The organism is Alteromonas sp. NFXS44, from assembly GCF_040148705.1.
In the GTDB taxonomy this organism is placed as follows: domain Bacteria; phylum Pseudomonadota; class Gammaproteobacteria; order Enterobacterales; family Alteromonadaceae; genus Alteromonas.
Map to the genome: position 1 here is coordinate 801,731 of NZ_JAGDEA010000005.1, position 23,020 is coordinate 824,750.

The window sequence follows — 23,020 nt, forward strand, 5'->3', positions numbered from 1 at the left end:
AGGTCAATCCGGACGTTATGACAAATATCATTCTTTCCTGCGGGATCAGTGCCTTATCACTGGTTCTGCTTTATGTAAGCTGGCAGAAGCAACATCGTGTCTGGCTGTGGTTTTCTCTGCTCGCATTCGCGGTATCTTTTTTCATATGGAGCAGGGCAACCGGCTGGGAGACAGGCAGTGTGTTTGCCCTATGTTTGCCTGCTATCGGAGTGTGGCCGTTAATTTTAGCAAACCGGCAAACGCTGCCGTCACCTAAAAATCAGCCGGCACCCAAACCGTTGAGTTTCGTCAGACGGGAGGTGTTGCAGCACGCCGGCCACTATCTGGTGATCCTGATCGTACTGTTAGTCGTCAGTTTACTGTCCAGTCTCGCTGTCAGTCTGGCGCTGCCCATGACAGAAACAGGACAACTGGCTACCTGTATTGTGTTGTTGCCGGTTATCTGGGGCCTGCTGGGATATCACTACTTTGCCGTTGCATCAAAACCAAAAGCCCTGGCGCTTTACACAGTACTGGGTGCACTCAGCGCAGCGTATCTTCTTTTCATTCCGGCATTTCAGGCAGTATCAGTATGAATAAAACAACAAAACAAGCTGCATTAAATGCCCACAGCTGGGTGGGTGTGTTTTTAAGTGTATTCCTGTTTCTGGTGTGCTGGTCCGGTACGCTGGCTGTGTTTCATCAGGAATTTGAACGCTGGGAGCAACCGGGTGTTACGGAACTGGAAACGGTATCAGGAGACGTTATTGATACCGCCATGGCTAATTTCCGTGCTGAACATAAAGAAGAAACTCATCATCTCTTCGTCGTTTTGCCAACCTCGAATATTCCCAGGCTTGTGGTTGAAAACGATCACACCGCCTGGTTTGCCGGTGCATCCGGTGAACTGCTGGAAGAGGAATCTGTGTCCTTTACTAAAATGCTGGTGGATTTGCACCTGTATCTCAATTTGCCGGCAAGCTGGGGCATGATTCTGGTGAGTGCACTGGGTGCTGTCATCGTCACGTTAGTGATAACCGGTATTGTGGCGCATAAACGCATCAAAAAAGATGCCTTCCGCTTACGCCAGGGCGGAAACGGCCAGCAGTATCAAATTGATTTACATAACCGTTTCGGGTTGTGGGCATCACCGTTTCATCTGATCATTGGTATCACCGGTGCGTACTTTGGTCTGGCGGGTCTTGTGCTGGTGCTGGTCGCTCAATTGTATTTTGGTGGTGACCGTGATGCGGTGATGGAAAAGATTTTTACACCTGATCCTGAATTATCCCAGCCTGTTTCGACTCCGCAAATCGGTAAAGCCGTAGAACAGATGGCCACCATTGCCCCTGATAATCAGCTGATTTTCCTCACCGTGCATGAGGTGAATACACCGGAGCAATTCATCGAAATTTATGCCCGGGTGCCGGGTAAAATGATTTACTCAGAGAATTACCGGTTTGACAGTGCGGGGAATTATCTCGGCACAGCCGGCTATGCAGACGGGCACTGGGGCAAACAGGTGGTTTACGCCATGTACCGTTTGCACTTCGGTGATTTTGCCGGTATTCCCTCTAAGCTGTTGTATTTCGTCCTTGGCATTATGCTTACCGTGTTATGTATTTCCGGCATGGAAATCTGGTTGGCGAAGAAGGCTAACCCGCCGTTGGCTACACGCTTGTGGCATTGTGTGGTGTGGGGAAGCGTATCAGCCCTGGCGCTCACTGCGCTGGTTGATATGTTTGCTGCTATCCCGCTTATCCCGGTTTTTTGGATAGTGATGGCCCTCAACCTCATTCTTACGGTGGCGGTTAAGTCGCTGGATAAATCCGCCTGGCTGGGAATGTCGGCGCTGTCGGTGTTAGTGATGCTGTTCGCTTATGTCATCTGTCACGGCGGGGATGCTATGTTACTGCCGGCACTGCAACTGAACATACCTATGCTTGCTTATGTTGGCTGGGCAATACTCAGGTGTAAACAGTTAAGGGCGGGAACGAACTGAAACAGGAGGCTGATGCTTCCTGTTTTTTATGTTTTTAGCGGGCTCTTTGCTGACGCTGACCGGGTTTCCCTTTTGCGCCGTTTTTGCCTTTACCAGAGGCATTTTTTTCGCGGAAGCCTTTAGGCGGTAAACCGGTGTGCTTCGTTAAAGCGCGTTCACCCCGTTTGCCTTTTTGCACCTTCTGGCGTTTTTCGTCTGCGGTTTCCGGTGGAACCAGATGCTGAGGGCCACGACCAATCAGATCTTCACGTCCCATTTTCTTCAGTGCTACGCGGATTTGCGCAAAATTCTTCGGATCATGGTAACGCAGCATAGCCTTGTGCAGACGGCGGTGAATTTCACCTTTTGCTGAGGGTACCTGTTCACTGTCTTTATTGACCTTACGCAGCGAATTCACCCCGGTGTGATACATCGTGGTGGCTGTCGCCATAGGCGACGGATAGAAATTCTGTACCTGGTCCAGCTTAAAGCGGTTTTCTTTCAGCCAGATTGCCAGGTTCAGCATATCTTCATCCGTTGTGCCCGGGTGAGAGGCGATAAAGTAAGGAATCAGATACTGTTTTTTACCGGCTTCGGCAGAATACTTATCAAATAATTCTTTAAACCGGTAATAACTGCCCATACCGGGTTTCATCATCTTACTGAGTGGCCCTTCCTCGGTATGCTCCGGCGCAATTTTCAGATAACCGCCGGTATGGTGAAGTGCCAGTTCTTTCACGTATTCAGGGTCTTCAACCGCCAGGTCGTAACGCACGCCAGACGCAATCAATACCTTTTTGATGCCGGGTAATTCCCGTGCACGGCGATACAAATCGATAGTCGGCTTATGGTCGGTATCCATATGTGCACAGATAGACGGGTACACACAGGATGGACGGCGACAGGTAGCTTCCGCTTTGGCACTTTTACACCGCAGGCGGTACATGTTTGCCGTCGGGCCACCGAGATCAGAAATGACACCGGTAAAGCCCGGCACCTTATCGCGGATCTCTTCTATTTCACGAATGATAGAATCTTCAGAACGGCTCTGAATAATGCGGCCTTCGTGTTCTGTAATTGAACAGAATGTACAACCGCCGTAACAGCCTCGCATGATATTGATGGAAAAACGAATCATGTCGTAAGCCGGTATTTTTGCATCACCGTAAACCGGGTGGGGGATACGCTGGTAAGACAAATCAAATACCGCGTCCATTTCATCGGTTTCCAGCGGCATGGCCGGCGGATTAATCCAGATGTGACGGTCGCCATGGCGTTGCATTAATGCACGGGCACAGCCAGGGTTGACTTCCTGATGCAGGATACGGGATGTATGGGCATAAAGTGCTTTGTTGTCTTTCACCACTTCATAAGCAGGCAGTTTGACATACACGTGTTCCCAGGGCTTGCGGCGTTCAACCGGCTGGATAACAACCCCTTTCGCTTCCGGTGCTTCAGAGGACGTTGTGTCTTCTTTATCACATTCCGGCAATTCCTGATAAGGCGAGGGGATCGGGTCTATTTTGCCCGGGCGATCCAGAGACGTGGAGTCGACACCCTGCCATTCCGGCAGTGCCTCTTTTACGATAATCGCTGTACCGCGCACATCACGGATTTCAGCAATATCTTCACCGGAGGCCAGTCTGTGGGTGACTTCAACCAGCGGGCGCTCGGCATTACCGAAAAATAACATGTCAGCTTTACTGTCAAACAGCACGGAACGTCTGACTTTCTCTGACCAGTAATCGTAGTGTGCAATCCGGCGAAGGCTGGCTTCAATACCGCCTACAATAACCGGCACGCCTTTAAAGGCTTCACGGCAGCGCTGGGAATACACGGTTACCGCACGATCAGGCCGTTTGCCGCCCACATTGCCGGGGGTATAGGCATCGTCATGGCGAATTTTCTTATCCGCGGTATAACGGTTGATCATGGAATCCATATTACCGGCGGTCACACCGAAATACAGATTGGGTTTCCCCAGTTTCATGAAGTCGTCTTTGCTGGTCCAGTCAGGCTGGGCAATAATGCCCACGCGGAAACCGTGGGCTTCCAGTACCCGACCGATCACCGCCATACCAAAACTGGGGTGATCCACGTACGCATCACCGGTGACCAGAATAACATCACAGCTGTCCCAGCCGAGCTCGTCCATCTCTTCCTTTGACATGGGTAAAAATGGCGCAGTACCGTAGCAATGAGCCCAGTACTTCGGATAGGAAAACAGGCCGCGGTCAGCCTTGATGGTAGCTTGCATGACAATAAACCGGAAAGAACGACGTAAAGGCGTAATTATATCAGTTACCCGCGGGGTGACGATAGTTAAATACAAAAAAGCGTGCCCGGTCCGGCACGCTTTTGCCGTGTTTCAACCCCCGGTTGCCACACGGCAGACCACATCGTTGCCTGCAGGCGGCTCAGGCGGTGGTATTAATGCCAATGCTGGAAGTGAGTCTGTCCATCAGAGATGCGGACGCAGAACCCATTTGTTCATTGCTGGCATAGGTTTGTGTCTGGCTGTTACCCGGCGGCGGTGGTGGCATATCAGTCGCTGATGACTGTCTGGCAGACTGCTGAACGTGCTTCTGCTGAAAAAAACTTTCCAGATTGATGCCGTTCTCTTCGGCAAAAGCCTGCATGGTGGCCGGCGCGTTGGCGGCGAGGCTTTGCGCATCAAATTCGCCTGATGTTTCCATGTCCATTATGCTCTGCATAAAAGCTTTTACATCTTCATCACTGCCGGATTCCGCCATGTATTCTGATAATGCATCCTGCTGAGGTGGCGGTGGTGGCGGGCTCTGGTTTTTAATACTATCAACGTTACTGGTGCCGGTCAGTGTGCCGGTTTGCATGGCACTGTTTAGTTGAGAGATTTCCATTAGGTTGCTCCTGTGGTCGATGCCCGAATTGGCATGATGTTAAAATAGCAACCTGTATTCCGGTGTGTGTCAGTATTGTGTAAAGGTGAGTAAAGCGGACGTTGTCCACGAAATCGGATGCTGTGATAGACTGCATTTTTAAAGAAAAGGTTTTCAGGAGACATTGTGGCTTACTGGCTGTTTAAATCAGAACCGGATGCATTTGGTATTGACGATCTTGCTGCCCGTCCGGATAAAACTGAGCCCTGGGACGGGGTCAGAAACTATCAGGCAAGAAATTTCATGCGCGATGAGGTGAAAGCCGGGGATTTACTGTTTTTCTATCACTCAAGCTGCAAGGACGTTGGCATTGCCGGTGTTGCAGAAATTTCCCGTGATGCCTATCCCGATGCGAGTCAGTTCGATCCCGAAAGCAAATATTACGATCCTAAATCAGGTCGCGATAATCCCCGCTGGTTTTGCGTAGATGTGACGTTTAAAGAGAAGTTTGCTTCGGTGCTTCCGCTGGCTACAATTAAAGCCATGCCGGAAATAGAGCAACTGGGTGTGGTTAAAAAAGGGCACCGTTTATCGGTGATGCCCGTTGTACCGGATGAATGGGACGCACTGTACGCAAAGGCAAAAGCTTCCCGTAAATAAAAGCCTCCCGTAAGTAAAAACCTGCGCTGCTAAACCAGGCACAAAACAAGCCACGACCCGGCGTCAAAAACCGGCCTGCCTTACGTTAATAGAAACTGATGTCGTCCATTGACATCCATACTGAATCACCGGCTTTACCGTGCTTTCCGGTCTCCAGCATCAACAACTGTGTACTGTCCAGTTTTCCGTTACAGAATGCACTGAAAGGTAACTGCACCGTTTGCCACGCCGGTGTGGCTGAGAATGAGGTTTCACATTCGCCGCTGCCCGTGGTCAGGCTGACAAAATATTCTCCCTCACCACGTACTGAAAGCGTGATGCCTGTATAAGCGGAGGCGTCTACCGGTACCACAGCGCCCGGAGTAAAGTGCATCCGTACTGAAGCTTCCGGTTCTTCCTTATTAGACAAAGCAGCCTGCATGAAATAGGCATAGCCACTGCCATCTTCTTTCGGCACCCGCTGAGACAATGACCGGCTGTGTCCTACGCCGGTATCCCGGTGATTAATATACACAGTATTTAATGCCGTTCTGCCCGATGAAGACTCAAAATCATCAATCAAAGCAGTGGCTTTTACCGCTGCCGGTAAGCCTTCGGGCTGCGCCGTGACAAGACTGTTGTTACGCGCCTTCAGTTCGCCGTCAATCCAGACCTGTTCAACCTTGCGGGTATCTGAGATTGACTCCCAGGGTGTGCCGTCAATGATCACAAGATCAGCCCGTTTACCGGCTTCCAGAGTCCCTCTGTCTTCCAGCAAGTTCAGGGCGGCAGCACTGTTTCTGGTTGCAGCAACCAGTGCCTGCTCCGGCGTCAGTCCTCCGGCCACCAAAAGCTCCATCTCACGGTGAGTGGAACTGCCGTGTGGTGTTTTAGGCATACCGGCGTCAGTCCCTGTTGCTACAGGAATGCCAGCTTCACTGAACAACTTTAAGTTAAACATAGAGTGTTTCTGACGGTTGTCTGCCATGGCCAGTGCTTCTTCGTCGTAATAAGCCTTTTTCGCTTCTGTGACTTCATACACTGCCAGGCTGGGCGAATAGGTCATGTTAGCTGACAGCATGGCCTGAACCAGTTCTTCATCTGCGTCACCGTCCTGAACAGCATGTACCAGCACATCCACACCGGCACCGGCAGCTTTCTTCGCCCGGTCAACCGTTACCACGTGAGCCACAACAGGCAGACCCAGAGGGTGAGCAGCATCAGCCATCCCCTTCATGGTGAGTTCATCCATGCTGGTATTTTCTTCCTTACGGCCATAGCGCCAGCCATCAGCAAATAATTTGATGAGATCAGGCTTATAGGGCGCCAGCGTTTTCATGGCAACAGCGGCATCTTCCGGTGTGGAAATTTTATACGTGGTGTGGTTATCTGCCCACATTGCGCCATGACCACCCGGTGTGCTCATTCTGGCAGCGAAAGCCACATGCGGGGCACTCAGGTTCGCCAGCCAGGCGCGCTTGGGTGCATAAGACTCCGGCGCAGAATGAAAATCGGTGACCGTGGTGACACCGTGAATGACATATTGCTCAGCAATGGCCGGAATGGAAGGTGGTTCACCACCCGGTGTCCAGTGCACGTGGATATCAAAAAAACCGGGTAACATGGCTTTGCCGCTGGCATCTATAACCTCAGCATTTCCCGCGTCGCTGATGGAAGCGGCTATCTGACTGATGCGACCGTCTTTTACCAGCACATCTGAAACGAAAGGTTTTTTACCCGTGCCGTCGAACAGCGTAGCCTGTTTAAAAAGGGTATCTGCACAGGCAGCGTTGAATAGCGAAAAACAAAAAGAACCGGCCAGAACAAGAGATGAACCAGTTGGGCGTAAACGCATAATAACAATCCGTATTGTTTGCTCAAGCGTTGGCAGCGCGTGAAGCGGGTAGGGCGTCCTGACAAATCCGATATTTGCAGATGGCTGCCGGATAACCTACTGGCTAAAGATAAATCGCTAATAAAATGCGTTCTGTGACATATAGGCTATACTTTTGTTGTAGAGATTGTGGTTGCAAAAAGTAGCCGCTGTTTTTTCTCAGGTAGCAGGGAAATACCTTGAATAATCACAGTACACCTATGTCAGCTCAGCCATTACTGAACAATCAACTGGCCTTCACCGAATTGCTTTCAACTCTGACCTCAAGATTAATCAATGTAAAACACGCTGAGCTGGATCCTCTGATAGAGCAGAGCCTTGGCGCATACGGTAAATTCCGCGGTGTTCAACGGTGCTACCTGTTCCGTTTTTCTGCAGACAAAATCACCATGGACAATACCCATGAATGGGTAGCAAATGGTGTGAAGCCCTATAAGCAGCAATTGCAGGGCGTGGTAACAACAGAACTCCCTTACTTTACCCGCGCCATTTTCTCTGAGCAGCTGTTCAGAATAAATGATGTTAATGATCTGCCGGAAGAAGCCGCCGGTGAAAAGGCGGAGTTTCAGCGTGAAAATATCAGTTCTATTTTGTGTGTTGCCATTCGGATCAACGATGAGCTCACCGGATTTGTCGGGTGCGATGTGGTGGGTTCACCCTATGAGTGGCAGGACAACGACGTACGTTATCTTAAGCTCATCGGCGAAATTCTGAGTAATACACTGGAAAGTCAGGCAAACCGCATCGCCCTCGAACGGGTAAGTAACGAATTGCTGGCCGCGAATCAAAAACTGGATGTACTGGCAAATTCAGACGGACTGACCGGTATTGCCAACCGGCGCTTTTTCGACAACAGTTTGCTAAGGGCCATCCGCCGTTGTGCCAGAAGCTGCAACACGTTAAACCTGGTCATGCTGGATGTGGATTTCTTCAAGCAGTACAACGACACATACGGCCATGTGGCCGGTGACGAAGTACTGAAAAATATCAGTGAAGTATTGAGCAGGGTTGCACGCAGACCGGATGATGTGGCTGCGCGGTATGGTGGAGAAGAATTTGCTGTACTGTTGCCCTGTATTCCCGCTGAAGAAGCGCACAGTATTACACAAACGTTGCTGGATGAAATTTCTGCGCTGGCAGTACCTTTTCCGGAATCTGCAGTGAGTGATTTTATCACTGTCAGCGCCGGCATTGCGTCTTTGCGTTGCGACAAAAACACCCGGCCGGTAGAGCTTATACTACTGGCAGACAAAGCCCTTTACCGTGCAAAGCAAAACGGCAGAAAAGGAATTATCCACGGAGAAGTGAATAATACGCAGGGTTGATTCAGATCGGGTTTAAAGAAAAAAGCAGCCCTTACACCTTGATCCCCGACGCTGAAAAGGAATAATACGTCACTCAGTTCATCTTCCGGAGTTTTCTGGTGAAATACCTTCCGCTTTTACCGTTATTTTTGTTCGCTGCCCCCTCTTATGCAGCAACCGGCACCACCTTCATCGGCATGATCATCGTTGTGGTTTTTGTCACTATTATGCTGGTCCTTTATTTCCTCGTGGTAACCGAAGCCGGCAGCAAAAACAAAGAAAGCGGCAATGACAGTGAACAGGCTGCTGCCCCGGCGGAAGAGCGCAGAAAAAAAGAGCGTTAATCCGCTGATTCAGCGTATCAGCACTATTTTGGCTATTTTCTGGTCCGCAAAGTGTTCTCAGGTGAAGTTTACTAAGTGAAAAAGCCGTGAATCATGTATCCTTGGCGACTTCATAAAAAGTTGTCAGTTAAAGGTTATTCCCCGTTATGAGTTCAGATCAGGCAAAACGTCTTAATAAATACATCAGTGACACCGGTCACTGTTCCCGGCGCGAAGCAGATAAACTCATCGAACAAAAACGGGTAACCATTAATGATAAGCTCCCTGAACTGGGCACCAAAGTGGCGCCGGGGGATAAAGTCAAAGTTGACGGTAAGCTTATAGGTGCGGTGGCTGCGGATAAATCAGACCGGATTTACATTATGTATAACAAACCGGTTGGTATTACCTGTACAACGGAACGTCACGTCAAAGGCAATATCATCGACGCGATAGGCCATAAAGAGCGGATATTCCCCATCGGTCGTCTCGACAAACCTTCCGAAGGCCTGATCCTGCTCACCAGTGACGGCGACATTGTGAATAAAATCCTGCGGGCAGAAAACGCCCACGATAAAGAATATGATGTGACTGTGAATCAGCCCATCAGCGGACGCTTTTTACAAAAAATGTCCCGTGGCGTACCCATCCTCGGCACAGTCACCAAACCCTGCCAGCTGGAATCCCGGGGCCGGGATCGCTTTACCATTATTCTGACTCAGGGATTAAACCGCCAAATCCGCCGAATGTGCGAATTCCTAGGCTATGAAGTCACCAAACTGAAACGCACCCGCATCATGCACCTCACTTTAGGCAATCTTCGACCGGGTCAGTGGCGTAACCTCACTGAAAAGGAACTGGATTTACTGAATAAAGCTGTTCAAGGGTCTAAGAAGACAGCGCCGGAAAAAACAGAGAAGTAAAGCTGCTTACACACCCGAAATGAAAAAGGGACGTAACTCATTGATTTAGAGTTACATCCCTTCGATGTTGGTGGAGCTGGCGGGATTTGAACCCGCGTCCAGAAAATGTCTACCTTTGGTACTACATGCTTAGTTTGTCTTTTATTTAACTACTTTGGACCCCGACAAACAGGGTTCCTGGTAGCTGTCCTGATACTATTTCGCGGTTCAACCTCAGGAGAGTTTCCCTCGCTAGTTTGCTTTAATGACCTTCCAAAATCCTGGCTAGCAGACAAAGCTTAGGGGGAAGGGCCTATGCCGGTTATTAAGCGGCTAGTGCGTAGTTTTCGTCGTTTGCGACTATTTAAATGCGGCTTTTTAAGAGGCAAACCGCTCCTCTGCATGCACCTCCAGCTTCCTAGATCCTGTCGAATCCTAATCAGCCCCGGCGATCGCCTGTTTCCAGGTCATTCAATAACCTTAAAACAACATGTTACTGAATATTGGGTGGAGTCTAACTTATTCAAGTGTACGCCACAAATTAATTCAACATTAGTACGTCTGTTTGCTCAAAAAGTTTACGATATAGCAGAAAATGGCCGGCATGCTGCCGGCCATATCATGAGTATTACCTGTCAGTACTTACCACAAATATTCTGGCAGTACGGCTACTGATTCAGGTGCTGTGAATGAAACGCTGTAATCCGGTGCCATGTCACCGCTTGCGGCATTCATAATGTCATCGAATCGCAGGATCATACCGTTGGATTTTTCTGCCACGTATACATTGCCGTTGCTGAGCATAATATCTACCGGATTACCCAGCATGCTTGAGGGGCCGGCAATATTAACAGTCATATCTGTGAGGCCTTCTGCCATGCCGGCATCAGGAATGACATACAATTTACCGTCTGTGGCACTGTCGGCACTGCCCACATCAGAAATGACCAGCGCATCACTTTGAGCATCATAGTCAATGCCGTGAATATTGGTGGGTGCAGCAATCGCCTCACCATTCATAGCCGGTATGAGCAGGCGGTCTTCACCCGTAATTTCGCTGGTGCCGCTCATCATCTTGCGGGTAACTTCATCAAACACTGCAACAGTGCCATTTGTCAGGGCGAGGAAAGCGCGGTCAGTTTCAGCGTCGTAATCCACATCCCACGGGCGCGCGCCGTCAGAAGCTGTCAGTGTCATCACAGGCATTACATTGCCTGCGGCGCAGCCCGAAAACACGCGGACGGCGGGTGTAGTTTCATTGACATCTGCTACAAACACCAGAGCGTGCTCACTGTTTACGTCCAGTCCTTTTGGCGCAACCAGACCTGTCATGTCGCCCATAATTTCACGGTCCTGAGACAGGCTGAACATGCCGTCATCGCGCATGGATGCCATCCGGTTCACTACCAGTAGTCCGCCCATGGCTGTTTCCGGGTCATCATAGGTAACGAAGCCGTCACCGTTGACTGAGTAAGCAACGCTTTCGATACTCATGCCAGTATCGAACATAGCAGTCAGACTACCGAGAGAGGCATCAAACTGCACTACCATGCCTGTTGTATCGCCGGCAGTAGCAGGGTTACTGCTGGCACTGACACCGCCGATGGTCACATCTGCAAGGGCCTGGTCAGAAAAATCTGCCATTTCAGGCATATCCGTCATTTCTGCGAGGGATTCGGGTTTTACTGAAGACGTGGAAAGGGTCGGGGCAATATCGCCACTGTCACCACTAAATATATTTGTATAAACAAGAATCGCGTCGTTGGATTTTTCCGCGACACGCAGTGTGGTGCCCGACAGAATAATATCAACAGGGTTGCCCAGCATCGTTGACGGGCCTGCGATGGTGCGCGCCGGTTCCACGGCACCATCAGCGGTGGAAGCGTTGTTGATCACAAAGATCTGCCCGTCATCGGCAATACTGGCATCACCCACATCGGAAACCACCAGACGGTCCGAGTCTGCGTCGTAGACAATGCCGTGGCTGTTTACGGAAACCTGTGTGCCACTGGCATCTGACGGTACAATAATACGCATCACTGACGGCGCGAAATCCGAATCCATAACATTGTCATACACCGCGATGGTGCCGTCGGTAAGCGCCACATACATCCGGTCAGCGTTTTCATCTACGGCCACATCCCAGGGCTGTGCCGGCAACATGATCTCAGCAACCGGCGCTACATCACCTGCTGCAGCACTGCCGAAAACAGCAATTCGCATTGCGTTAAAGTCAGCCACATAAATCATGCCGCTGTCATCAGCCAGTGCTATACCTTTAGGATTGGTGAGACCGGTGTTTGCTCCCATAATCTGGGAATCGACAGACGACATCATCATTCCGTCTTCCCGGCCTGCAATACGGCAAAATGCGCCAAGCATGGGTTCACCGCTGTCTCCTGCCTGATAAAGTGTGCCTGAAGAGGACAACACAATGCCTTCATTGGCACCGGTTTCGAAACTGCTCAGCATGTCCCCGTCCTGATCTATCCAGTCCACCGTGCCCCGGTTTTCGTCACCGTTGTTCGCCCGCAGAAACGTTCCTGTGGTCAGAGCCGGCGTACCATCCTGGCCGTCGGCACCATCCATACCATCCATGCCGTCGTCGCCATCACTGCCGCTGCAACCAGCCAGCGAAACAGCCAGTAACGTTGCGAGAAGAGAATATTTGAATGATGCGTTTTTCGTCTGAGTATTCAGCATTGTTGTCTCCGTATGTGACATGCATTTTCAAAGACGCGCCTGCTTTTCTGCGTCCGTACAACGAGCCAAACGACTGAAAGATGCAACCGGATGCAAAAAATATAAATTTTTTTAAATTTTTTATTTTTTGAAATTTAACGGGGTAAATGGAAAGGGATAAAACGGGCTCGGCGCAGTACGTTGTCGTGCTGCGCCGGTAGCCGTGTTATGAGGGCTTTAAACAGAAAATATGTTGGTGTGGTAAAGCACGTCAGTGGGTGAACCGTTTGGCGAGCCCCCGGGTGGCTCCATGCTGACAGCCAGTACTGTAACGTTTTTGTCCAGCAACATGGAGGGAGGAATACGGGTGATATCTCCGCTTTTGGGAAGCAGTCCCAGGGAGATTGGTGCTCCGCCACCGGCCGGCGCCATCCACAATTGATAGTCCTTGTCAGGTCTGGCGGCAAGTGCTCCGGTAACTCTTACATTCAGGGAGTCACCGGAAATTTCGATGATCCATAAAGGCTGATTATCGGAGTCATTAAATATTGCGACCCGCTCAACAGGGGCGGTGACAGGTTCCGTCATGGAAACGAGTAACACGGCCATCATCAGCGCGGCAGCGGCGGCCACGCCGGAAAACAGACGCCACTGTTTTCTTCGTTTACGTTCGAATGCGACAATGTTACCGGACGTATCTGTCCGTTCTTCAGGATTAATGCGTTTCTGGATGGCCTGCCATACGCGCGGAGGCGGAGTGACCGGCGGCAACCTGTGGTTCAGTCCGTCGAGATATTGTTCCCATAAGGCGGTCGTTTCAGCAATAACCTGATATTGCATCATCAGCTTCTGATAACGCACTCTGGCTTTTCCCCGCAACGTACCCAGTACATATTCAGCAGCGAGGGCGTTTCTCCGTGCTTCAGTAAGATAATTCATAGTGACAGACACCTCTGCAAACTTTGTAATCCGCGACGGATCCAACTTTTGATAGTGCCCAGCGGAGACGCCATGTGGCTTTCCACTTCGTGATGAGATAAACCGTTAATGTAAGCGAGATGGATAGCCTGCCGCTGGGCAGGTTCAAGTTCATCCATACAGGCTTCGAGCTTCTTCTGCTCCGTATCAGACAAATTGGATTCGTCCGGGGAAACAGGTAAATGTGTATCTTCAGACAAGTCCACTTCATTGCGCACTTTATGATAGCGCATCAAATCCAGTGCACGGTAGCGGGCTATACTGAGCATCCAGGTAAACACAGTGCCTTTGCCACGCTGATATTGACCGGCATTGTGCCAGATTTTGACATAAGCATCCTGAATGGCTTCATCCGCCAGTTCAGGCCTTTTCAACATCTTCAGTGCGACTGCATACATTTGACCGCTGGTCAGTTTATACAATTCTGAAAACGCTTCTTTGTTGCCGTTTGCCGTTTCACACAAGAGTGGAAACAATGTTTCGTGTTCCATGAAATCTCAGTTTCCGCTGTCTGCTGTCACTATTTACACATTATTAACGTTTATTCCGTTTACTATCAAGTTGAACCTACCTGAACCAAACGACTGAACGCTCAGATCGGATGCAAAGAAATGCATATTAGTAAAAGGTAATAGTGGCTTGTCAATGTTGACGAAGCCATATCACGCCCGGTAGTCATGTTTTTAGTCATATCAATGATTTAAAGCCGGCAAAGACACGCTTGATAGTGCGGCATGTGATTGTTGGTAGTAAAAAGTGTTCAGCCGGTTTACGGGCAGTGACAGGGCGCCGGAAAGAAAACGGATAAGGTACGGGTTAATGGATTAACGACAAAAAGTCTCAACATACAGCGCTTCCACTTTGGCCCTGGCCCAGGGAGTACGGCGCAGAAATTTCAGTGACGACTTCACCGACGGTTCGTTGTAAAAGCAGTTCAGGTGAATGCGCTCATCCAGTCCGTCCCAGCCATAATGATCATGCAATTGCACGATTATCTTTTCTAACGTCACACCGTGTAAGGGATTATTTGGCTGTTGATGGCTCATGGCAGGGCTTCCGGTAATACAAACCGCCGTAGTGTAACAGATAACCAGTCCGGTGGGTCAGTTCCTGTCTGTTGATCTGTATCATTTACGTAACGGCAAAATGAAAAATAACGCACATGAAGCATGAAAGCGCCGGGCATTTCCTATAAAGTAGTCGCGCTTAAGCTTCAGACACGGAATCATGCAGCAAAATCAAATATCAATGGCGACACCGGTAACGTTGCCTTGCGGGCAGGTTGTTAAAAACAGGATTGTTAAAGCCGCGATGGAAGAAAACATGGCGGATAAGCAACTTCAGCCGGATCATGCGCTATATGCACTTTACCGGTACTGGGCACATGGCGGTGCCGGAATGATCATTACCGGTAATGTGATGATTGATGCAACTGCTATGACGGGCCCGGGCGGTGTGGTTATGCCGCTGGAAGGCGACTTAAAAGCCTTTGAAAAGTGGGCGGCAGTGATCAAATCCGGTGGCGCAAAAGCCATAATGCAACTTAACCATCCGGGCAGACAGATGCCCCGTGAGATTGGTGAAGTGGCATGGGCACCCTCAGACGTTCCACTTTCTCTGGGACGATACACCAAACGTTTTGCTAAACCACAGCCGATGTCCTGCGAACAAATTCATCAAATCACCCATCAGTTTGCCCAGGCGGCGAGACGTGCAAAAGAAGCCGGTTTCGACGGTGTGCAAATTCATGCTGCCCATGGCTACCTGTTAAGTCAGTTTTTGTCTCCGCTGGCAAATCGCCGGGAAGACGAGTGGGGCGGTTCTCTGAAGAACCGTGCCCGCCTGTTACTGAACATTGTTTGTCAGGTACGGGCATATTGCGGCAATCATTTTATTGTGATGGTGAAACTGAATACGGCAGATTTTCAGCGTGGTGGTTTTACTGCGCAGGAGGCAACTGAAGTAGCACAGTGGCTGGCAGGATTAAATGTGGATGTAGTGGAACTGTCCGGCGGAAACTATGAATCTCCGGCTATGCAGGGAACCGCGCAGGAAGGTTTTGCCGTATCCCGTAAAGACGCTTACTTCGCAGATGTGGCAAAGCAGATTTCTGAACAGGCTGACATACCGCTGATGACCACAGGCGGTATTGCCCGGCAGGAAACTGTGCAACAAGTTTTAGACAACGGATGTACGTTCGCGGGTATGGCAAGCGCTCTGGCATTTACGCCGGACCTGATGAAAAAATGGCAGCAAAAGCCGGATTATGCGGGGATAAAACCGGAGTGTGACTGGCAGGATAAAACGCTGGCATCGCTGGTGAAAATGGCAAAAGTACGCCGGCAACTGAGACGTTTAGGCAACGATCTGACGACGATGCATAACCCGACGGGTTTCTGGAGCTTGTTTCTGGATATTCTGCACCGCAGAAAGATGACGATGGTTTACAAAGCGTATATCAGCGCAAAGATCAAAGAGACCATTGCGCCGATGCAACCTGAGGTTACACGCTGTGCTTCATCACCCGTTGTTTCTGACGTTCCCAGTCGCGATCTTTAACGGCATCACGTTTATCGTGTTCCTGTTTACCTTTCGCCAGGTAAATCTCGAGCTTCACCCAGCATTTTTTCCAGTACATGGCAGTGGCAACAATGGAGTAGCCCTGACGCTCGCGGCCGCCGATAAGCCGGTCGATTTCTTTTTTATTCAGCAGTAATTTGCGGGCCCGCTCGGGTTCGCAAATCACGTGGGTGGAAGCCTGATTCAGCGGCGTAATGCGCGCACCTACCAGCCAGGCTTCGCCGTTTTGCAAAATAACGTACGTGTCAGTAATGTTCACTTTACCTTCACGGATACTCTTTAATTCCCAGCCTTGCAGCGACACACCTGCTTCGAATTTGTCCTGCAGATGATAGTCGTGACGCGCTTTCTTGTTCAGCGCGATGGTGCCGGTTGAGTTTTGATTTGATTTGTTCTTTTTCATGCCCGCCATTATACCGATTGCAAACAGAATGTCTTTTCATTTCCATGGTATATGGGGGCGATAGCACGCGCTTAAAGGGTAGGTGACAATAAACAGTCGTGGTAGACTTAACAGATTATCAGAAATAAAAAAGTGAGTTTATGCCAAGTATCCAACGCAGTGCGTTAGTGGCATACAGTGCCGGGGCCATGTTTGATTTGGTCAATGATGTAGCTGCCTATCCACAATTTTTACCGGGCTGTGCCGACAGTCAGGTTTTGGACCACAGTGAAAGCCACATGAAGGCGTCGTTACTGGTATCGAAAGCCGGTATTAAGCAATGGTTCACAACACTCAATACTCTGGAGCCGGCAAGACGTATAGATATGCGTCTGGTTGACGGCCCTTTTAAGCAATTATCAGGCGGGTGGACGTTTTCCCCGCTATCTGATGACGCCTGTAAAATTGCGCTTAATCTGGATTTTGAATTCAGTAACCGTTTAACTGAAATGGCCTTCGGTAAGGTATTCAGCGGGCTGGCCACCAGCATGGTGAATGCATTCACTGAGCGGGCGCGGAGCGTGTACTGATGAGTGACGAAATAACGGTAGAAGTTGCCTACGCACTGCCACAAAAGCAGTCGCTGGTGGAAATTTCGGTGCCGGCAGACAGCACTATTGAAAGCATTATTGTTGCTTCCGGTCTATGTGAACTTCATCCTGAAATCGATTTGAAGAAAACGAAAGTGGGCGTATGGAGCCGTGTGGCCAAAATTCGCGACACGGTTAATGATGGTGACCGGATTGAAATATACCGTCCGTTGATTGCCGATCCGAAAGAGATCCGTAAACGCCGTGCTGAAAAAGCCGTTGAAGAAGGTCGGGCAGATAAAGTGACCGGTGGCCGGCCGAATCCGCTGAAAGCAAAAGAATGATAAATGAAGGTTAAGTGACATCCGGCGGGTTAATACCGGAAACAGACCCCCTTAAAGAGAAGCCACGGCAAACACCGTGGCTTTTTTTATTTGTCCCGCAGTGAACCCACTTCCAGAAACGGTGAGGCATCAATATCTTCAGCGTCCATCATGGAAGCTATACGTTGCATCGTTGCAACCATCTGGCTTTGTTCCCAGTCCTTCATATTATTGAACCGGTCAATGAAGTGTTCCTGTAAAGGGCGGGGCGCGTTTTCCAGCGATGCTTCACCTTTGTCCGTCAGATACACGCCTACCTTTCGCTTATCGGTGGTACTTCGGATGCGGGTAACCAGTTCACGGGCTTCAATGCGATCAAGAATATTGGTAATGGTAGCAGGACTCAGATTGATGCTTTCCGCAATTTCCCGCACCATGATGCCGGGGCGTTCCTGAATATTTTGCATTACCAGCAACTGCGGGCCGGTCAGACCCACATCTTTACTCAGTTGCTTACTGCGTAAATCAACCGCGCGGATGACCTTACGAAGGGCAACCAATAATTCTTCTTCTTTTCTCATAAATAAGCCCGTCCTGTGAACTGCTGATTTCACACTAACCGGTGTAAAAAGTGCTGGTGTTTGTGGTACTGATCGATGACATCGTTGATAACAGCAAGTGTCGACCAGCCCATGATGTCGTAACCCTGTCCACCCTCACTCAGGTGAACTTCGGCGCGATAGTACGTGTCATCACTATCTATGTCCAGCGTACCGTTTAAATCCGGTTGTACTGTGGATGTAGGATAAACCGCATAGATAAAATCAGGCTGCTCGTTGAGTTTCACCGTCAGCATCATGAACTTATCTGTCTGCTCAATTTCCACATCAAAATTCAGTTTACCAAATTCCTCTTTTACATCATTAAATGCCGGCAGTACCGTTTTATCCAGAAAGCGATTTACGGCTTTTTTGTTAGGGAAAGACACGATGTTTTCCAGCCTCGAACGCCAGTTTTTGTCACTGTCACCGGTACTGGTCTGAAAACCACTTATTTGCATACTTTCCCGCTTGTAATCTTCCACCCGCAGGGCCTTCATCAGGCCAAACAGTGCAACAAGCAATATAACCGAAAAAGGCAGTGCTGCGACTATCGTCATGGTTTGAAGTGCGCCCAGCCCGCCGGCGTAGAGCAGGATGGCAGCCACCACACCCACGCTGACAGCCCAGTAAATACGTTGCCATAACGGCGTATCGTTGCGACCGTTAGAGCACAGCATGTCGACAACCATGGCGCCTGAGTCACAGGAGGTTACGAAGAAAATGACTACCATCAGTACTGCCAGTAACGTCAGTACACTGCTGAACGGGAAGTTTTCTAAAAAGACAAACAGGGCCACTGAAGTGTCTTCGTTTACCATTGAGGCCAGCGCGTCTTTGCCCTGTACCAGTACCATATCGATAGCGGTGTTGCCGAACACGGTCATCCACAACAGGGTAAATGCAGTCGGGATAAGCAGTACACCCATGACAAATTCACGGATGGTGCGGCCATAAGAGATACGGGCAATGAACAAACCAACAAAGGGCGCCCAGGCTAACCACCATCCCCAGTAGAAAATTGTCCAGCCGCCAATCCAGTCTGTTTTGGCGTAGGCAAACAGGTTGAGGGTATTCCGCACGATGTCGGAAGCATACGCTCCCATGTTTTGCAGGTAAGCCTGCAGCAGGAATACCGTGGGGCCAAGCACCAGTACGAAAACCAGTAATGCCACTGCAAGTAACATATTTGCTTCGGATAACCGGCGGATCCCCTTATCAAGACCGGTAGTCACAGAAATGATGGCAATACCCACCACACCGGCCATCAGGCCAATTTGTACACCTGTTGTGCTTGGAATGCCGAACACATAAGACAAACCGGCATTAATCTGCGCAGCACCGAAACCCAGCGACGTAGACACACCGAAGATAGTGGACGTAACAGCAAATATATCCACCAGGTGGCCGGGCCAGCCGTAGATACGCTCACCAATTAAAGGGTAGAGCGCTGAACGTAGTGTCAGCGGCAGTTGGTGACGGTAGGCAAAGTAACCCAGCACCAGCGCAACCGCGGCATAAATTGCCCACGGATGCACGCCCCAGTGGAAAAAGGTGGTTTTCATGGCTTCTTTCACTGCGGCAATACTGTTCGGGTCGGCAGTGGGCGGCGCGAGGAAGTGCATGACCGGTTCGGCAACACCGAAGAACATCAATCCTATTCCCATACCGGCGGCAAATAGCATAGATAACCATGTCAGCTTACTGAACTCCGGCGTGGCGTGATCGGGCCCCAGGCGGATATCGCCATACCTGGAAAATCCGAGGATCACCACGGTAAAAAGAATAATGGCTACCGTGAGGATGTAAAACCACCCGCCATTTTGCGCCACTGTGTCCTGCAGTGACTGGAAGAATGTATTGGCCTGGTCAGGGTTGCTGGCTGCATAAATCAGCAAAACAAGAATGGCCAGAGAAGAGGTAAAAAATACCGGTTTATTTAACATTGCACCCGGTTTACTGGTTTCTGTCACTACGGCTTCCTTTGTCTTAATAAATATTAATTATGAATGAATACGACAATTTTGGCGTTTCGTTTAAGGCTCATTCATATTTGCCATAATTATAATAATTAGTGTTCAACTTGATTTTATTGTCTCCGAAAGGGATCATAGACAAGTTTTTTGACTTATCTGCTATAATTAAAGGGTTTGGTAACGCTATCACCGCGATTGCGTATGAACCAAATTGTTAGCGAACAAGTATATCTGCTTGCGATTGCTAAATAAATGATAAGCAAATAGCACGACATAAAATATTTACTCATCTAAGTAAAACAAAGAACCAGAGGAACACACATGCACAAAACACGTCTAAGCTGTGCCATCGTTGCAGCGCTGGCGGCATCTCCGGTGCACGCACAGGAAGCACAAAGCAAAGCGAAGATCGAAACCATTGAGGTAACGGCAACCAAACGTAGTGAATCTATACAGGATGTACCGGTCGCGGTCAGCGCGCTTGATGGAAAAGCATTGGAAAACCTTGGCATTGACAGCTTCCAGGATTACGTTGAATTCTTACCTAATGTGGTATTCCAGGGTACAGGCCCGGGTCAGAATGAAATCTATATCCGTGGTGCTGCAACCACACAATCAAATATCATGTTGTCATCTGTTCAGGCACTGCAACCTTCAGTTGCTTTTTACCTGGACGAACAGCCGGTATCTATGGCCGGCCGTAATCTCGACATTTACGCCGCTGACATCCAGCGCGTAGAAGTACTGCCCGGTCCTCAGGGCACACTGTTCGGCGCAAGCTCGCAGGCGGGTACAGTGAGAATGATCACCGCTAAACCTGATCACTCAGGTTTTTCTGCCGGTGTTGATACGAATATTGGTTTCACCAAAGGCGGCGAGATGAGCAATGCGGTTGAAGCTTACTTCAATATGCCTCTGACTGATGACCTGGCTGTTCGTGTTGCTGCATATAACGACAGACAGGGCGGCTGGATTGATAACGTGCTGAATGATCCTGGAAACGGTGGCTACATCGGCAGTGCACAGGTAATCAGCCGTATTTCCGGTGGTGTATTAACCAATCCCGCAGGCATGGATGCAAACCGCATTACTAATCCTGAGATCACGTCTCCGGTAGATGCTGACGTAGTGTCACCGCGAAATGATTCGCTGGTTGAAGACGATTTCAACGATGCAGTTTATGCCGGTGCCCGTTTTGGTCTGTCATACCACATCAATGATGACTGGGATCTGCTGGTGCAGCACACACAGCAAACGTTACAAACAGAAGGTGTATTTGCATACGATCCGAATCTGGAAGGTGAAAGCTCCACTAACCGTTTCCAGCCTGAAGAAAACCAGGATGAATTCGGCCTGACCACGTGGACACTGGAAGGCCGTCTGCAAAAACTGGATGTGGTTTATACCGGTGGTTACCTTGACCGTGAAATCGATACCCTTGCAGACTACACCGGTTACACTAATGGCGGTTTATTCTCAGCGTACTATGTATGTAGTTACGACAGCTCTGACGCAAACAGCGAAGACCGCTGCCTTGACCCTACAAAGTTCTACCGTGAAGACACCACTTCAACCCGTATGACCCATGAGCTGCGCTTCAATACCACCATGGATGAGCCATGGCGTGTTACTGCCGGTCTGTTCTATGACGACCAGGAAGTGGCTACTGTCGGTCAGTTTAACATCGCCAGCACTGAGTTATTCCCGGATATGGCAAGGAATCTGGTAGGTAGCGAAGGCATTAACAGTGATGGCGGCCCGTTCCCGGCTGATATCAGCTTCGTAAACGACATCACACATACCATTGAGCAGGTAGCAGTGTTCGGTCAGTTTGAATACGATATCACCGATACCCTGACCGCCAGTGTAGGTGCCCGCTGGTACCAGATTGACGACGAATACAAAGGCTCTACAACCACCGTTGATGTTTCACGCCGTATCCGTGCATTCGGTACAATGGACGATGCTGAATTAGCTGCAGTGGGACTGGATCCTGCTTTGGTTAATGAAGCTATTCAAAGCGGTCAGCTGGAAGTGGACCTGCTGGACTCTGACGGCGTACTTACCGTTGATGACACTATCTGGAAATTCTCACTGGACTGGAAAGTGACAGACGACATCTTACTGTTTGCTAACTATTCAGAAGGTTTCCGCCCGCCGGTAACTAACCGTGTTGGTGGTGGCCTGGCGTCTAATCAGTCCGGTAAGTTCGAGAACTTCCGTATTCCTGTTTACTCTACAACGGATACGCTGGACAACTATGAACTTGGTCTGAAAGGGGATTTCTTTGACGGACTGGTACGTGTGAATGCAACTGCGTACTATTCTGAAATCACCGACCTGCAAACTTCACGTTTCGATCCGACCAATATCTCGTTCCTGGTATTCACCGACAACGTGGGTGATGCTGAGATCCGTGGTCTTGATGCCGATATTACCTGGCTTGCCGGTGATGATTTAATCATCAGCAGTGCATTCAGCTTGCTGGATACTGAGCTGACCCGCGTGAACTCTGAGCTGGAAGGTATTTCTGCCGGTGTCGGTTCTGAACTGCCTTACTCTGCGAAGTTCTCAGGAAACGTAAACGCCCGTTATTTCTTTGAATTACAGGGTGACAAGCGCGGTTACGTGAATGCTTCTGTGAGCTACACCGGTGACAGACTTGCCGGTATGGTGATGGATGCCTACGTAATGGAAGATACCACGCAACTTATCTACGGCACGGGCTCAGGCCTTAAAATCGAAGACGAAGCCGCAGTCTATGAAGGTGTAACCTATGCAGACAGCAACGGCGAAACGTTCCGTGGCGGCCGTTATGTACAGGAAGCCTATGTACTGACAAACTTTGCGGTGGGTGTGACCAATGATGAGTGGAAAGCTGAATTGTATATAGACAATGTATTTGATGAGAATGCTATTTTGAACATCGATACGCAGCAATTCACGCCGAAAGTGGTAACTAACCGTCCGCGTACCATTGGTGTGCGTTTGTCTTACGATTACTTTTAAGTTATCCGTTGCGTAAGTAAT

The 23,020-nt window shown here is 49.6% G+C and carries 20 protein-coding genes and 1 other RNA gene; 10 read left to right on the plus strand and 11 right to left on the minus strand.

The genetic code is table 11. The features are described 5' to 3' along the window. Window positions 1–17: 17 nt before the first annotated feature. Together J3369_RS08820 and J3369_RS08825 are read left to right on the plus strand one after the other, a co-directional pair. Window positions 18–575, plus strand: a complete 558-nt coding sequence (locus tag J3369_RS08820; RefSeq protein WP_349585865.1) for a hypothetical protein — start codon at window positions 18–20, stop codon at window positions 573–575. Continuing rightward, entirely contained in the window at window positions 572–1,981 is a 1,410-nt protein-coding gene (locus J3369_RS08825) for a PepSY-associated TM helix domain-containing protein (RefSeq protein ID WP_349585867.1), read from the plus strand. The genes J3369_RS08820 and J3369_RS08825 overlap by 4 nt, the downstream gene beginning before the upstream one ends. Window positions 1,982–2,015: 34 nt before the next feature. Here J3369_RS08825 and J3369_RS08830 read toward each other — a convergent pair whose 3' ends face one another. Both J3369_RS08830 and J3369_RS08835 read right to left on the minus strand, forming a co-directional pair. Then, window positions 2,016–4,217, minus strand: a complete 2,202-nt coding sequence (locus tag J3369_RS08830; RefSeq protein ID WP_349585869.1) for a YgiQ family radical SAM protein — start codon at window positions 4,215–4,217, stop codon at window positions 2,016–2,018. 160 nt (window positions 4,218–4,377) lie between these two features. After that, the gene (locus J3369_RS08835) at window positions 4,378–4,839 is read right to left on the minus strand and encodes a hypothetical protein (protein ID WP_349585871.1); all 462 of its coding nucleotides are present in this window, start codon (window positions 4,837–4,839) and stop codon (window positions 4,378–4,380) included. 165 nt (window positions 4,840–5,004) lie between these two features. Here J3369_RS08835 and J3369_RS08840 point away from each other — a divergent pair, with 165 nt between their 5' ends. Then, window positions 5,005–5,478: an EVE domain-containing protein gene (locus J3369_RS08840; protein ID WP_349585873.1), complete on the plus strand. Its 474-nt coding sequence runs from the start codon at window positions 5,005–5,007 to the stop codon at window positions 5,476–5,478. A gap of 85 nt (window positions 5,479–5,563) precedes the next feature. Here J3369_RS08840 and J3369_RS08845 read toward each other — a convergent pair whose 3' ends face one another. Next, window positions 5,564–7,312 (minus strand): amidohydrolase family protein, encoded by a 1,749-nt coding sequence (locus J3369_RS08845; RefSeq protein WP_349585875.1) that lies wholly within the window; start codon window positions 7,310–7,312, stop codon window positions 5,564–5,566. Window positions 7,313–7,530: 218 nt separating this feature from the next. On the opposite strand from J3369_RS08845, the gene J3369_RS08850 reads away from it, so the two are divergent. The 3 genes from J3369_RS08850 to rluF all read left to right on the plus strand — a co-directional run bounded on the left by J3369_RS08850 (window position 7,531) and on the right by rluF (window position 9,901). After that, a complete protein-coding gene (locus J3369_RS08850) occupies window positions 7,531–8,676 on the plus strand; it encodes a sensor domain-containing diguanylate cyclase (protein ID WP_349585877.1) in 1,146 nt (381 codons plus the stop codon). A gap of 98 nt (window positions 8,677–8,774) precedes the next feature. Beyond that, complete coding sequence (locus J3369_RS08855; protein WP_349585879.1) at window positions 8,775–8,999, plus strand: hypothetical protein; 225 nt, start codon at window positions 8,775–8,777, stop codon at window positions 8,997–8,999. Window positions 9,000–9,145: 146 nt separating this feature from the next. Beyond that, window positions 9,146–9,901: a 23S rRNA pseudouridine(2604) synthase RluF gene (gene rluF, locus J3369_RS08860; protein ID WP_349585881.1), complete on the plus strand. Its 756-nt coding sequence runs from the start codon at window positions 9,146–9,148 to the stop codon at window positions 9,899–9,901. A 68-nt stretch (window positions 9,902–9,969) separates the two neighbouring features. On the opposite strand, the gene ssrA is transcribed toward rluF, so the two are convergent. The 5 genes from ssrA to J3369_RS08885 form a co-directional block, all read right to left on the minus strand. After that, window positions 9,970–10,327, minus strand: a transfer-messenger RNA (tmRNA) gene (ssrA, locus tag J3369_RS08865). A gap of 195 nt (window positions 10,328–10,522) precedes the next feature. After that, window positions 10,523–12,583, minus strand: a complete 2,061-nt coding sequence (locus J3369_RS08870; RefSeq protein ID WP_349585883.1) for a hypothetical protein — start codon at window positions 12,581–12,583, stop codon at window positions 10,523–10,525. 216 nt (window positions 12,584–12,799) lie between these two features. After that, entirely contained in the window at window positions 12,800–13,501 is a 702-nt protein-coding gene (locus J3369_RS08875; RefSeq protein ID WP_349585885.1) for an anti-sigma factor, read from the minus strand. After that, window positions 13,498–14,031 carry a sigma-70 family RNA polymerase sigma factor gene (locus J3369_RS08880; RefSeq protein ID WP_303574299.1) on the minus strand — a complete coding sequence of 178 codons (534 nt, stop codon included), beginning with the start codon at window positions 14,029–14,031 and terminating at the stop codon, window positions 13,498–13,500. Before J3369_RS08880 ends, J3369_RS08875 begins: the two co-directional genes overlap by 4 nt. Before the next feature lie 333 nt (window positions 14,032–14,364). Then, window positions 14,365–14,586 (minus strand): VF530 family protein, encoded by a 222-nt coding sequence (locus tag J3369_RS08885; RefSeq protein WP_349585887.1) that lies wholly within the window; start codon window positions 14,584–14,586, stop codon window positions 14,365–14,367. Window positions 14,587–14,767: 181 nt separating this feature from the next. On the opposite strand from J3369_RS08885, the gene J3369_RS08890 reads away from it, so the two are divergent. Then, window positions 14,768–16,099 (plus strand): NADH:flavin oxidoreductase/NADH oxidase family protein, encoded by a 1,332-nt coding sequence (locus tag J3369_RS08890; protein WP_349585889.1) that lies wholly within the window; start codon window positions 14,768–14,770, stop codon window positions 16,097–16,099. Here the strand turns inward: J3369_RS08890 and smpB are convergent. Beyond that, entirely contained in the window at window positions 16,044–16,523 is a 480-nt protein-coding gene (gene smpB, locus J3369_RS08895) for an SsrA-binding protein SmpB (RefSeq protein WP_303574297.1), read from the minus strand. The genes J3369_RS08890 and smpB overlap by 56 nt on opposite strands. 140 nt (window positions 16,524–16,663) lie before the next feature. Here smpB and J3369_RS08900 point away from each other — a divergent pair, with 140 nt between their 5' ends. Together J3369_RS08900 and J3369_RS08905 are read left to right on the plus strand one after the other, a co-directional pair. Next, window positions 16,664–17,092 carry a type II toxin-antitoxin system RatA family toxin gene (locus J3369_RS08900; protein WP_119501059.1) on the plus strand — a complete coding sequence of 143 codons (429 nt, stop codon included), beginning with the start codon at window positions 16,664–16,666 and terminating at the stop codon, window positions 17,090–17,092. Then, window positions 17,092–17,436, plus strand: coding sequence for an RnfH family protein (locus tag J3369_RS08905; protein ID WP_349585892.1), 345 nt, complete (start codon window positions 17,092–17,094; stop codon window positions 17,434–17,436). The genes J3369_RS08900 and J3369_RS08905 overlap by 1 nt, the downstream gene beginning before the upstream one ends. A gap of 86 nt (window positions 17,437–17,522) precedes the next feature. Here J3369_RS08905 and J3369_RS08910 read toward each other — a convergent pair whose 3' ends face one another. Next, window positions 17,523–17,996, minus strand: a complete 474-nt coding sequence (locus J3369_RS08910; RefSeq protein ID WP_119501061.1) for a MarR family winged helix-turn-helix transcriptional regulator — start codon at window positions 17,994–17,996, stop codon at window positions 17,523–17,525. Window positions 17,997–18,025: 29 nt separating this feature from the next. Further along, on the minus strand, window positions 18,026–19,960 hold the full coding sequence (locus J3369_RS08915; protein WP_349586227.1) for a BCCT family transporter: 1,935 nt from the start codon (window positions 19,958–19,960) through the stop codon (window positions 18,026–18,028). A 351-nt stretch (window positions 19,961–20,311) separates the two neighbouring features. On the opposite strand from J3369_RS08915, the gene J3369_RS08920 reads away from it, so the two are divergent. Then, window positions 20,312–22,999 carry a TonB-dependent receptor gene (locus tag J3369_RS08920; protein ID WP_349585894.1) on the plus strand — a complete coding sequence of 896 codons (2,688 nt, stop codon included), beginning with the start codon at window positions 20,312–20,314 and terminating at the stop codon, window positions 22,997–22,999. Window positions 23,000–23,020 lie beyond the last annotated feature (21 nt).